The organism is Spirosoma horti (genome assembly GCF_054776595.1).
In genome coordinates, this window is the sequence record NZ_BAAHBQ010000001.1 from 117,904 (window position 1) to 129,958 (window position 12,055).

At 53.5% G+C, this 12,055-nt stretch carries 14 protein-coding genes; all 14 read left to right on the forward strand.

What is annotated here, in order from left to right; all coding sequences use genetic code 11:
* Nucleotides 1-44 precede the first annotated feature (44 nt).
* Entirely contained in the window at nt 45-569 is a 525-nt protein-coding gene (locus ACYVAM_RS00610; protein ID WP_461062878.1) for a hypothetical protein, read from the forward strand.
* Nucleotides 562-2,121, forward strand: coding sequence for a terminase large subunit domain-containing protein (locus tag ACYVAM_RS00615; RefSeq protein WP_461062880.1), 1,560 nt, complete (start codon nt 562-564; stop codon nt 2,119-2,121). Before ACYVAM_RS00610 ends, ACYVAM_RS00615 begins: the two co-directional genes overlap by 8 nt.
* A gap of 114 nt (nt 2,122-2,235) precedes the next feature.
* Nucleotides 2,236-2,736, forward strand: coding sequence for a hypothetical protein (locus ACYVAM_RS00620; protein ID WP_461062881.1), 501 nt, complete (start codon nt 2,236-2,238; stop codon nt 2,734-2,736).
* 2 nt (nt 2,737-2,738) lie between these two features.
* Complete coding sequence (locus ACYVAM_RS00625; RefSeq protein ID WP_461062883.1) at nt 2,739-4,067, forward strand: hypothetical protein; 1,329 nt, start codon at nt 2,739-2,741, stop codon at nt 4,065-4,067.
* Nucleotides 4,068-5,069 (forward strand): DUF6712 family protein, encoded by a 1,002-nt coding sequence (locus ACYVAM_RS00630; protein ID WP_461062885.1) that lies wholly within the window; start codon nt 4,068-4,070, stop codon nt 5,067-5,069.
* A gap of 12 nt (nt 5,070-5,081) precedes the next feature.
* Nucleotides 5,082-5,897, forward strand: coding sequence for a hypothetical protein (locus ACYVAM_RS00635; RefSeq protein WP_461062887.1), 816 nt, complete (start codon nt 5,082-5,084; stop codon nt 5,895-5,897).
* 26 nt (nt 5,898-5,923) lie between these two features.
* On the forward strand, nt 5,924-6,385 hold the full coding sequence (locus ACYVAM_RS00640) for a C40 family peptidase (RefSeq protein ID WP_461062889.1): 462 nt from the start codon (nt 5,924-5,926) through the stop codon (nt 6,383-6,385).
* A gap of 237 nt (nt 6,386-6,622) precedes the next feature.
* Nucleotides 6,623-7,051 (forward strand): hypothetical protein, encoded by a 429-nt coding sequence (locus tag ACYVAM_RS00645; protein WP_461062891.1) that lies wholly within the window; start codon nt 6,623-6,625, stop codon nt 7,049-7,051.
* 349 nt (nt 7,052-7,400) lie between these two features.
* The gene (locus ACYVAM_RS00650; RefSeq protein WP_461062893.1) at nt 7,401-7,589 is read left to right on the forward strand and encodes a hypothetical protein; all 189 of its coding nucleotides are present in this window, start codon (nt 7,401-7,403) and stop codon (nt 7,587-7,589) included.
* A complete protein-coding gene (locus ACYVAM_RS00655; protein ID WP_461062895.1) occupies nt 7,586-8,419 on the forward strand; it encodes a hypothetical protein in 834 nt (277 codons plus the stop codon). The genes ACYVAM_RS00650 and ACYVAM_RS00655 overlap by 4 nt, the downstream gene beginning before the upstream one ends.
* Nucleotides 8,416-8,922, forward strand: a complete 507-nt coding sequence (locus tag ACYVAM_RS00660) for a hypothetical protein (RefSeq protein ID WP_461062897.1) — start codon at nt 8,416-8,418, stop codon at nt 8,920-8,922. Before ACYVAM_RS00655 ends, ACYVAM_RS00660 begins: the two co-directional genes overlap by 4 nt.
* A gap of 2 nt (nt 8,923-8,924) precedes the next feature.
* Nucleotides 8,925-11,000: a DUF5977 domain-containing protein gene (locus tag ACYVAM_RS00665; RefSeq protein WP_461062898.1), complete on the forward strand. Its 2,076-nt coding sequence runs from the start codon at nt 8,925-8,927 to the stop codon at nt 10,998-11,000.
* A 2-nt stretch (nt 11,001-11,002) separates the two neighbouring features.
* On the forward strand, nt 11,003-11,566 hold the full coding sequence (locus ACYVAM_RS00670) for a hypothetical protein (protein ID WP_461062900.1): 564 nt from the start codon (nt 11,003-11,005) through the stop codon (nt 11,564-11,566).
* A gap of 27 nt (nt 11,567-11,593) precedes the next feature.
* Complete coding sequence (locus ACYVAM_RS00675; RefSeq protein WP_461062902.1) at nt 11,594-11,983, forward strand: hypothetical protein; 390 nt, start codon at nt 11,594-11,596, stop codon at nt 11,981-11,983.
* Nucleotides 11,984-12,055 lie beyond the last annotated feature (72 nt).

Genomic DNA, 12,055 nt, shown 5'->3' on the forward strand with positions numbered 1-12,055 from the left:
CAAAAAGCTACCTACTAACGTTGTGGGTAGCTTTTTGCATTCTCATGTCCTCCAATTCACTACCTCAAACATCTGACAAGTCCCCCGAACAAAAACGGGCTGAAAAGCTCGACAAGTTTCGGGATCACCTGTTACACCGCGTTCCGCTCAAGCCCTCGGAGCACGCAATGCTGGATAAATACCGAAAGTGCTTTGCCTGGCGGGGGAAGCTGTTTTCACCCCAGCAGTGCGTCAATATGCTCATGCAGGAATACAACCTGAAATATTCTCAGGCGTACCAGATCATGATGGAATCAACCAAGTTGTACGGCAAAGTCGAAGACCTCGATAAAGCAGGTACGACTAAAATTCTGATCGAAACGCTCTACGTGGCCATGAGCATTGCCGTGAAGGATAAAAATGCCGAAGCCATCATTGCGGCCACCCGCGAAATTGCCCGACTCGCTAAACTCAACGATGACCAGGTACCCCTGTCGGTGGATGAGTTGATGCCCGCTCGTGTGGCCAAATACGTGCAGAATAACGTCACAGTGAACAATTACGGCACGGAGGGCCAACCCAGTGAGTAAGGAGGCCATTATTACCCTCAATCCCAAGCAGCTGCTGTTTCACCAGACCGTCACCAGCAACCAGGCTGATTTTGTCAAAGATGGGCGCGCCTACCAGGGCGGTTTGCGGGCTACGTTCCAGGGTGGCCGGGGTTCGGGTAAATCCCGCACCCTGATTCACCTACTGGCTGAATCGGCGTTCCAACTCCCCAGGGCAAAAGCCGGTTTGGCCGGCCTTACGTTTCGCCAGGTACAGGATATTATTTTGAGCCAAAGCAGCTCCGTATTCGAAGAACACGGCCTGAGCGAATACAACTCCAAAACAGGGGTAGGTCAGTACGTGATCAACCGTCGCCCCCCTGAGCACTGGCGATCGGCGCTGAACACGGTCCGGACTTATGATAACTGCCTGGTCTTCGCGAATGGTTACACCTGCCAGTTCATTTCGGCCGATCGGCCCGAAACGATTCGGGGTGCCAACTTTGATCAATTATTTATTGACGAATCGGCCACCATCAAAGAGGAGTTTTACAACAAGGTACTGCGTCCCACCGTGCGGGCGAATAAGTCCATTTATAAAGACCTCCGCCCAGGACGAAAGGGGCTAAATCACCCCCTACACTGGTTAATCGCGGATTTTACGTCCGTACCCTGGACACCCCAGGGTAACTGGATATTCAAAACCGAGGACCTCCAGAAAGAGAAACCCAGTCGCTACTATTTTCAACAGGCGACCGCCTACGATAATCTGGACTTTTTACCGGGTTCGTTTATCGACGACCAGCGGGAGGCTTGTGGCGACGAGCTGACGTTTAACATGGAGATCCTGAATCAGCGCCTAAGCAAGATCGCGGGCGGATTCTACCACAGTCTGGACTCGAATAAGCACGTCTACAGTCAGGGCTTTGGCTATCAATACGATGATGAAAAGCGGCTTTATGTCTCGGAGCGAACCGATTATGACCCTAACAAATCACTCGATTCTAGCTGGGATTTTAACGCGGTATTTACCTCCATGCTGGTGGGTCAGGAGGCCCACGCTGAATACCGGTTTATTGACGTGCTGTTCGTTAAGACCGCTACCGAGACCCTTGTGGAGAAGTTAGCCACTGATTTTGCGGACAAATACAAGGATCATAAAAAGAAGGTGTTAAACGTGTATGGCGATAATGGAGCCCATAAAAAAGACCCTGGCCGAAACCGCACCTACTTTCAAATCATACAGGATACCCTTAAGAAATCAGGCTGGACAATCAACAATCAAGTTCAGACTTCTTATCCGCCTTATCCTGTTCGTTATCGCGTCATCAACTCATTGCTTCAAGAGACCAACAAGCGTTTGCCCGTTATTCGCATCAATGAACAAGCATGCAAAGCCTTGCTCATTGCCCTTCAGACTGCGCCTGTCGATGGCACAACCTATGAGAAGATTAAGAAGTCTGAAAGTGATAAATCGTTGCCTCAGGAATACGCAACGCACTTGACCGACTGCTTCGACTATCTTCTGTATAAGAAGTTCGGCCAACACGTCACCAGTGGCTACTCCCGCTCTGGCGGCATCGCAATCCGTTAACGCATTCGTTTCAATCTGATTTTTCAAATCGCCTTCGCGCCCGCTCGGCCCGCCCGCGCGAAGCGATTTGAAAAAGTCGCACGAAAAAGCCGCGCATATATTCATTTTTTCGTTTTGGCGACCGCCAGTTTCGATATAGCGCGGGCAATCGGCTTTCAGTCAACCGGAAAATTTGCCCCCCGTTTTTGGCCTAATGGTCTGATGGTCACCCAGTCGGTTTTCGCGTCCACCGGAAAAAGCCTGGAATCGACCCCGTTTGAGTTCCGTCCTACCATGCGCGTGGTGATCTGGCGAACATTGTCCCATCAAAACGGGGCAATCTCCATGATTTATTTGTCAGCAGTGCTGGCGGCTTACCGCGCCAGTGGGCTATCCAGCCACTCACCGTACTTCGATCTGACCTACCGCAAAGCCGAAGGCGTCTGGGGTAGTAAAACCAGCGTTTGTCGCCGGGCGGGTTTGAATCCGGGTGGCAAAAAAGACCTTGTCAGCATCATGCACGAAAGTCGCCAGGCGGGCAAGCTGTACCTGGTTGATTCGACCGGCTACCAATTTGAGTTGCACATCCCGCTACTGGAAAAATTCAACGGGAAAACCATCGACCACCGCTTTTAACTATGAGTCTGACAAAAAATGGGCGTATGGCCTTCTTGAGCCACGCTGTTCCCTCCGCCACGGCCATCAACAAAACCGATCAGCAGGATGGTAATTCCGTGAAGGGTACGATGAAACGCACTGTTCAGGGAACCAACTATAAGATTTATCCCTGGGGCCAAAATAACAAGTTGCCCAATGAGATGGTCGAGTTGTACCGTTCCAATGGCGACGTGATGAACCTGGTCCAAACGCGCGCTGACTTTCTGTTCGGGGCCGGTTGTGGCTGGTTCAAGCATCGGTTCGATGGCAAAACCCTGATCCGCGAACCCTACACCGACAACAAGGTCAAGAACTTTGACCTCGACAACGACATGCAGGAGCTGGTCAACACGCAGTTGACTTACCTGGTCGAAACGGGGAATGCGTTCGTGAATCAAAGTAAAGAAAGCGGGCAATTGCTGCTGTCGATGCGCGATTCGTTGACGGTGCGGGCCGTGGTAGCCACAAAGGGCTTTGTTGATACGTGGCTATTGGCTCCGGACTGGAGCCAACCAAAGGCGGGTAACATCGTCGCTGTGCCGAGTCTGACGCTCGACACCAAAGATGCCCCCGACACGCTTTACCAGATCAAGCGGAAGCAGTCGGGTCAGTTCTACTATGGCTTTGCTATCTGGTGGGCGGCTGCCGAATGGATTCGGCTGGCTAACCGGGTGCCTACATTCCACAATAATGGCCTCGATACCGAGTATAATGCGTCACGCATCTGCCGGGTAGCCGAAGACTATATCAATAAGTTCGGGGGTGATACCGACGAATCGAAAGACAAGTTCCGGGATGAGTTTTACACCAGCATCGACGGGCTGCTGTTCGGCGGGGAAGGCCAACGACGGGTCATCTTCGACGAATGCGTGATTGGAACGGATGGTAAAATGGTACCCTTCATTGAGTTCCAGGACATCAAAACGCAGCTCACCGGCAAGGAGTACACCGAACTCTACCAGATGGCCGTAACCGCCTTCGCTAATGCGTCTGGCATCCTATCGGGCCTGGCGGGCGTGAGTGATGGCAAAACACTGGGTGGTTCGGGTTCTGAACTGCGCGTGTCGGCCGAATACCAGCAGTTTTACCGTACCCCCCGCGACCGCCAGGCCGTGGAAAGCTACTGGAATCGCCAGATCAAACCACAGATCGGTATTCCAGACGACGTGTATTTCGGCTTCAATAACATCCTGCTCGAAACGCTCGACAAGGAAAAGTCTGGCTCTTCCCAGAAATCAACTGGCTCGGGTGGCGCAGCCAGCGACACCAACCAAACCGGTAAAGAAACCACCACCGCAACCAAAAAGTAGATGCTTCTTTCAACGATTGACCAACTCAAAGCCCATCTGGGCCGGGCGATCAACAGTGCCTCGACGCTGGATTTTATCTCGCCTTACATTCAGCTGGCCCAGGATGAATTTATTCTGCCCGCCATCGGCCCGGAAATGTTGACCGAACTCGATACCCAGGCCAACAGCACTGATCCGACCGCGCTCACGTCTGTGAATCGGGGATTGCTGCAGTTGGTCCAACGCGCCCTGGCCTTCTATACGTACCAAAAGTATTTGCCCTATAGTCTGGGCAATGATGGGGATAAAGGCTTGCAGGAGCAGGGTACCGACAGTTCCAAACCCGTCCGCATGGGGGTGCTGGACGTTAGACGTCGGGAAACGGCCGAGAATGCCGCCAAAGCGATTGAATCGGTCCTGCTGCACCTGTTCTCATTTCCGGACAAGTACCCCACCTGGAGCAATTCACCGGCCTACAAATCGACCCGTGGCCTGTTCATTGCTTCGGGCTTGGAACTCACGCAGTACGTTCCCCAAGCTGCTAACAGCTACCGCCTGTTTGTCTCGATCAAGCCGTTCCTATCCACCGTCGAGCGCACCGATCTGTTGCCCCTGGTTGGTGCTGAACAGTACAGCGCCCTGAAGACTGCCCGGTTAAGCACCACACTCCAGACGGGAGCCACCCTGCTATTGCTGGATAAAGTTTGCCAGGTCGTGGCTACCTGCGCCTACGCCCAGGCCCTGTACCATTTGAACGTGATTCAGACCCCCGGTGGTCAGTTGCGCGTGCTGTCCGACTTCGACGGTATCTACAACCAGAAAGCGGTAACGGGTCACGACCTGTCGGAGGCTCAGCGCATGGCCGATGGCGAAGCGTCTGCCAGCCTGAACACGCTTAAATCGTTTCTCAACGCCCACGCTGACGACTATCCGCTGTACAAAAACAGCGATCGCTACCAGGCTAAGGGCCCCAATGCTTTCCCCGACAACTCCAACTACAGAAGCGTCTATCGGATGCGTTAACCTCAAATTTTCATGAAGACTAAAGACAAAACGAACATGACCGTAAGACAAGAGCCACCCCGTAATTCTTTCCGGGAAGTCCATCGCAATGATGACCCACAAGCCCAACCAGAAGGGCCTGACGCTGATACGTTGGTGCAGGAAGTGGATGCCGAAGAAGCCGAACTGAATGCTGTTCAGCAGGGTCTGGAGGAACGAAAACAGCAGATCGCAGCCAAGAAGGCACAGGCCGCTGAAGCCGTCCGCAGAGAGAAACTGGAGAAACGCACTAGTTTGCTCGAGGATGCGGCTGACTGGCGAGAAATTGCCCAGACCAGTACCGATGCCACTCGGGCGAAAGACTTCTTCCGCAAAGCAAAGGATGCCGAGTTCGAAGCCACCCAGCTGGGAGCCGAACTGAATCTGAATGACCCCGCCCCCCTAACGCCAACGACGGGCAAGGCATTGCTGGCTCCCCTGTCCACGAATAAGGCCCTGTCGCTGATCGTAGGATTGTTCGTCGTCTTTCTGGGCTTAACCTGCTTTTTTGGCTCATCTATAGCGGCTAACCCCATGAACTCGATGGGCCAGAGTATGATCGCTAACGCCCCCATCCGGGGACTGCTCGCCTTTTGCCTGACCTTCCTGTCGTTTCTGGTCGGTGTCTTTTTCTTACGTGTTGCTTTCCCCCAATTCTACCGCTTATGGCACAATCGAGTCGATTCCGAGCGAACGCTGGAATCTCTAATCAACGAGTCGCCCGCCTGGGCAGTTTTGGCCTGCTTATTTGGCTTACTCTTTATGTTCATGCAGCTTTTTGCCAGCTTCTACCAGGCTCTCTACGCCTAGACTCGCTCAACAAAAAGCGCATCTGTTTGCTGGAAACAGCGTCCAGTCAGGCCCACGTCAGGGAAAAGACAAACCGCAATGATCACCCGCAGATTGATCTGTATTTCAAAGCGATTGGCTGGGCGCATCCGGAACGGGTGTCAGCTGGAGCCAAGCCCTGGTGTGGGGCCTTCGTCGGGTGGGTACTGAAGCAATGCGGTATTCCCACGCCGAAGGGGGCCAACCTGGCATCCGTGGCCAGTTACAACGCGATGAAGAAACTACGCCTACCAGCGGGCAGCAATGCGATTCCGGGCGACGTGGTAACCTTCCGGCCCTGGAGCCACGTCGAGTTCGTATCGCAGTGGCCACTCGATCCACGCATCCGGGTCTTTTTCGCGACCGGTGGCAACACCACGGCAGGTAACAACATGCAGGGCGTGTATACCAACATTCCAAGACCCAAAAATTATGTCCGAAACATCGTCCGCTTTGTCCCCGAATCATGAACAAGTTATCCATTCCCGCCTGGCTATTCATAGCCGCCATCGTTGCCCAGCTGGTGCTGGCTGTTCTTTGTGCGCGGCTGTTGTGGTCCAATCACCAACCCAAAGGCTGGAGCCTGGATTCGACCCAGTATTACAAGTTTCTGGAGGGCCAGGGCAAATTAAATATGCGCTTATATGAACAGACACAAGCCCATGAAGAACGCTTACGATCGCTGGATAAAAAACGCAAGGTACGTCATGCCCATATTGATTCTCTGTCTGGTGATGCTCTCCAGTCTGAAATCGATCGCCAGTACAACAACCGCCCAGGCCGACAGCAGCCGACGAGTAGGGCCGGTTCAGGTGATGGACCCCAAGCCGATCCGGCTAACCGAAGCGGGCGCGCGTCAGGTGCTGAAGGACAAAGCCGATCTGATCATGCTGCTCGACGTGGTGAAAGCCAAGGATACGTTGCTTACTCAGCAGAGCCAGGCCATAACTGTCCAGAACCAAACGATTACGCAGCTCAACAACCGTCAGCAGGCAAAAACCGACGAATTAGTGAAAGCCAACGAGCGGGCCGACAACTACCGGAAGAATTTGCGCGCAGCCAGGTTGGAAAACTGGGCCGTTCGAATCGCAGCAGTGACCTACCTAGTGTTAAGGTTCCGGCTTATTGGCGGTTGATTCAGAGCAAAGGCTATGTCTACCCGGACATAGCCTTTGCCATCTCAGCGGTCGAGACAGGGTATTGGTGGACGCCACCAGCAGGAGATAATCTATTCGGCATGAAGAAAAGTAGCCGCCGACCTTACTACGCGTACATTACCAAATCAGGTTACTGTTTTTACGATAATGAGCACGCTTCTTTAGCTGACTATGCTGACTATGAAAAATATGTCATTAAGAAGTATAACCTCAAATCAAGGGCTGACTATTTGGATCATATCCAACGCAGGTTTTGTCCTAGTCCCAGTTATCGAAGCAAATTACTTTTGGCCTTTCGTAATTTGGAACTAGTAAAATCCCGGGCCTGATGTCGCAAACGCTCACCAACATCATTACTACACTGGCTGGCCAGGCTGTCTCTTTCGGCCTGGCCGCTTTCTTTTGGCAGTATATTCAAAAGAAGCTGGAGAAGATCGACGACGTGGATCGTCGGGTACATCGGCTCGAAAATCGGGACGAGATGCGCAAAGAATTTGGCTTAGACAATCGCAAATGAAGACAATTCAATTTGGCCCAAAGACCTACAAGGGCGCTGAGAACTGGAGCGAACTAACAAAGGAGCAGTACATTCAGCTGATCATGTGCCCTCGACTCAAAGCCGATGGCTCTTACGAAACACTGGAGAACGAAGCTGCGGCCTGCCGGGTATGGCTGGGCATGAGCCCCAAAGTATGGGCGGAACTAGTTTTATCCAATTGGCAGTGGGGCCAGCTGCGCCAGCAGTTTAGCTGGTTGTTTACAACGGTGCCCCAGGGCAAACCACCCATTGATACGTTTTTCCATAAGGGTGCCAATTATCATCTGCCCGCAATGGATTTTGCCGATACCACCGCCATCGAGCTATCCTACGCCAACATGGCCTACGTGGCGTTCGCCAATCCGGAGCAACCCGAACCCGAAGCGCTCGACCGGCTGATCGCTATTCTGTGCCGGCCACGTCGGGATGATCTGCGCAAGTTTCAAAAATCGCGTGATTGGAATGGCGACGTGCGCGAACCCTTCTCCGAACCCCGCATGATCGAGCACGCGAAAGCCCTGAATTCGCTCGATATGAGTATGAAGCTGGTGATTCTGGATTACTTCGAGCGGTCTAATAACGGCTTTCTGGAAAATTACGGTGAGTTGTTCGGGGGTAAGCGGGAACCCCGCTATGGCGACGGTCGTGGCTGGGTGATGCTGCTCAAAAATGTGGCGAAGGAAGGCCATTTCGGTGATTTCGATAAGGTGTGCAGCACCCCCGCGCATTTACTGTTTGCCTCCCTGCTCGATGATATGCTCGACAGTCAGGAAGCCCAGTTTAAATCCGATAACCAACCTGTCCAATGACAAAAATTACTGACCTGATTACCCTGACCGATTTTCTGGAAGGGATCGCTAACGATACGCCCGGTATCGACTTTTTTCTTGCCCTCAGCAACGGCGAAAAAGCCATTGATGAGATAGAAGTCTATTACGACAACAACTACAAAGGGGCCACCGCCTTTCTCCAGATTGCCGAAAGTGGCCGAAAAAGCAACGGTTCGGGTGTGGAGTCACTCGTATTCATGTGTTCGCTAACGGTCGCCCAAAAACCAACGGGTGTTGGTGCGCGCGCGGGCCTGATTGCCCGGGATCAGACGCAGAAACTAATCCTGGCGATGCTGGGCAAGATCGAACTGGCGGTCGATGCCAGCATCGAGGAGTTGGAAGATGAAGGCGAAAGCTACGAATTCAGTGTGGCGCCATCGGAACGGATGTTTCCAATCGGGCAGCTGGCCAACGCCAATCTGGAGGGCTACTACATCGACATCGATGTCACGATCCCGGCCAGTCACCTCTTATATCCCTGATTATGGACGCTCTACTACAAGCCTTATCGTTTTTGCCCCTGCGCTTTTCGCGTAACCCCGTTGCCTACACCATCGATGCCGCTCCGGACTCGGTGGCCGATCGGCAAAATCTGTCGTACCTGCTCCGGCTCAAAAAGCCCAAAGCCTACGGATCGGGTGAATACAACACGCTCATTACTCTGCCCGGTCGGGAATTTCCCCCGCGCGCGGAGTTGGGGGCTACGGTCTATCCGGGCGCTCAGTTCGACGTGAGCGTGTTTCTGGATGACTTTCTGGCCCGCACCCCACCCACGCCCGCGCAGATCGGTTTTGTGGCTTGTGCGGACATGATCACGCCCTACCTGACCCAAACTCGCGTGGAAAATGCTGGCGTATTACTGGCTGGTACTGACCTGACGCTACCGCTGGAGTATGCGCTGAAGGGGGCCTTGTCGGTCGAGCAGTTCGCGGGCTGGCGGGATCAGTTTTTTACCACCTACCTCAGTCAGAGCCGTCAGTTTTTAACCTGGCAGCCCCGCCACAAATGGGTGGAAACCAACCAACCCGAATTTCTCTACTACCTGGTCAATTTCACCCCCAAACCCGCTGAGCTTCGTTTGCGGATGGACGTGACCTATCAGGATGGCAGCATCGAGAGCATGACGCCCTTGACCACCGCATCGGTAAGCCAGTACACCGTTTACAGCGTGCCGACCGGCTTCGTGGCGCTGGGTCTGCCAGAGCGTGAAGCCGCCACCGGCAAAGCGGTGCTGAAGTACCAGGTATGGTTGTCGAATGAAGTCAACGCCCGGCTGAGTGAAGTGCGAACCTACCTGGTCAATCGGGACTACGAAGCGAACGTGCTGTATTTATTGTTTGCCAATTCGCTGGGTGGGTACGATACCCTGCGTTGTACGGGTCAGAGCAGCAAACGAATCACCGTGAAGGGGACCGACGTGCAGCGCGCGCTCAATCCTACCTACCTGCCCAGCAGCGCCGAACTGTTCCGTAAAAACCGTACTGGCGAGCGGTATTTGACCGTAGCTACGGGTCTGAAGGATGGCGATCAGCTGGATTACCTATCCGACCTGGTACTGTCGGAAGATGTGTTTGTGGTCACGCAGGAAGGGTTTGTGGCCCTGACCCTGCCCACCAGTGGCGACACCACCCTGGAATTGCGCCAGGATGATGAAGACTTAGCGGGTCGGTTGATGACGTTTCAGTACGGTAAAAACGAGATCGGCTTCAGTAGCCTCCCGTCAGCACCCACCGTGGCCAGCCGCCCCACGCGCTGGGTTCCGGCCAACGCCTATTGCCAGATCGACGACAACGGGGTACGCACCGGCTATATGGGCGCGGCCAAACTGGAGCTTCGCTACAGTGATGATGGGAGCCTGGTCAAACCGCTCCGGAGCAAGCCCAACGTGGCCGGCACGGAAGGCTACACCATACCGGTGTTGTCGGCCTCGTGCGCGCCGGCCACCACGCCGTTCCGGAACGCCCTTATTCAGAAACCCGGTAGCTACCGACGCAGCAACTGTGGTGCCGATCAGGAAGCCACCGTGGCCACGCTGACCATTGCCGCTGGTACCTTCGGGGCTGAAACTGCCGAGCAGCTACAGAGCCGCATCGATGCGGCCCTGAAAGCGATGGACACTCAGGATAATGCAAACCTGTATGGCTCATGCCTGGCGAATCCGGCTGGCTATGCCTACGCTGTTCCGGATGGCTTTTTCCACTACCGCAGTAACACCCCCAGCCGGATCGGGATCGAAACCGCGGATGCGCCCTATCAGGGCAACGCCTGGACCATGCAGGGCCGCAGTCAGTACACGTTTGGGGTGGGCAGCAACGATCTGGATTTCTCCATTTCTAACTTCGATGCCTACCAATGGCGGTTCTTCGTGTACGGCACGGCCTACAAACAGGCCCGGCTCCGGCTGTACAAAAATGGGCTGCTGTACCGGGATGACACATTCACCTTCAACCGGGATGGATACGAGTATTACAGCCTGTTTGGGAAAGAATCGAACGGCGGAACGGGCTACAACTCGTTTGCGAGTGGCGACCGGCTGTACATGCAACTAATCGACTTATAGGGATGGGATTCGCGGTAAATTTATCTCAGGAGCAGTTTGAGCGGGTGGCGGCTGACGTGATCGGGCGCATCGTAGGGGAAGCCTCGATTGTCATGCAACGCAAATTGCAGGCGGCTGGTCTGGTGATGACGGGCGAGCTGATGAACTCCCTTCGTCACCAGCAGGTGATCGTTGGGCGAGAGTTGTATGCCGAGTTCAGCATCGGCTTTTCGGGCTATGGGCGCTTCAAGGACATGAAGAAGCTGCTCTATGGCAAGCTGCCCCCGGTCGAAGTGATGGAGGAATACGTTCGGCACATTGGTCTGGATAAGTACAAGTACGTGCCCGGCTATCTGTTGGGGGCCAAATACCGAGTGCTGCACATTCCGGACAGTCGAGCCATTAACCGGATCGCGTGGGGTATTTCGGTCAATATTATGAAGTATGGGGTGAAGCAGAGCAAGGGTAAAGCGTTTTACAACCCGACGCGTGGGAAGCTGATCTACGAAACGGGTGATAAACTACTGGCGTCGATGCCCGAACCCATTTTGAAGGCCATGAAGCAGTATTTTGAGCAGTCTTCGTAAGTTTGGGAGAAATAAACCCTACTATTTATGAAGAAAGTTTTAAAGTGGATTGGTGGTATTTTCCTGAGTGTAATTCTGATTTTGGGTCTGATTGGCTATTTGTCAGGTCCTGCGAAACCGGAACAAAAGTCAGCACCAGAAAAAACAGTGACAAAAATATCTAATCGGGAAGTGCTGGATGATGCATTAGGCAAAAGTGATGTTACGTTGTGTAAAGCCTACAACTGGATATCAGAGATGGAAGCAAAAACCCGGAAGGATATTGAAACAAAGCATCCTGACATGAATATCGCTGACCGGATAGCCAAACTGGAACAAATTCGGGATCAGAAGTGGAATGCGTACTGCGCCAAGGCTAATCTGCCAGTATCTATGCGGCCATTGGTGAACGCCTATGGATTCGAAGAGTGTAAATAGACCTTATTTGTGTGGTACAATAATAAGCCCTGTCAGTATTGGTAGGGCTTTTTTGTGTCCTACCCACTGGCA

What these genes read in the sequence shown, in the direction of transcription:
- ACYVAM_RS00635 (WP_461062887.1), top strand. Translation starts at nt 5,082, where the DNA reads ATGAAGACTAAAGACAAAACGAACATGACCGTAAGACAAGAGCCACCC.
- ACYVAM_RS00610 (WP_461062878.1), top strand. Translation starts at nt 45, where the DNA reads ATGTCCTCCAATTCACTACCTCAAACATCTGACAAGTCCCCCGAACAA.
- ACYVAM_RS00665 (WP_461062898.1), top strand. Translation starts at nt 8,925, where the DNA reads ATGGACGCTCTACTACAAGCCTTATCGTTTTTGCCCCTGCGCTTTTCG.
- ACYVAM_RS00650 (WP_461062893.1), top strand. Translation starts at nt 7,401, where the DNA reads ATGTCGCAAACGCTCACCAACATCATTACTACACTGGCTGGCCAGGCT.
- ACYVAM_RS00670 (WP_461062900.1), top strand. Translation starts at nt 11,003, where the DNA reads ATGGGATTCGCGGTAAATTTATCTCAGGAGCAGTTTGAGCGGGTGGCG.
- ACYVAM_RS00675 (WP_461062902.1), top strand. Translation starts at nt 11,594, where the DNA reads ATGAAGAAAGTTTTAAAGTGGATTGGTGGTATTTTCCTGAGTGTAATT.
- ACYVAM_RS00645 (WP_461062891.1), top strand. Translation starts at nt 6,623, where the DNA reads ATGCCCATATTGATTCTCTGTCTGGTGATGCTCTCCAGTCTGAAATCG.
- ACYVAM_RS00625 (WP_461062883.1), top strand. Translation starts at nt 2,739, where the DNA reads ATGAGTCTGACAAAAAATGGGCGTATGGCCTTCTTGAGCCACGCTGTT.
- ACYVAM_RS00655 (WP_461062895.1), top strand. Translation starts at nt 7,586, where the DNA reads ATGAAGACAATTCAATTTGGCCCAAAGACCTACAAGGGCGCTGAGAAC.
- ACYVAM_RS00630 (WP_461062885.1), top strand. Translation starts at nt 4,068, where the DNA reads ATGCTTCTTTCAACGATTGACCAACTCAAAGCCCATCTGGGCCGGGCG.
- ACYVAM_RS00660 (WP_461062897.1), top strand. Translation starts at nt 8,416, where the DNA reads ATGACAAAAATTACTGACCTGATTACCCTGACCGATTTTCTGGAAGGG.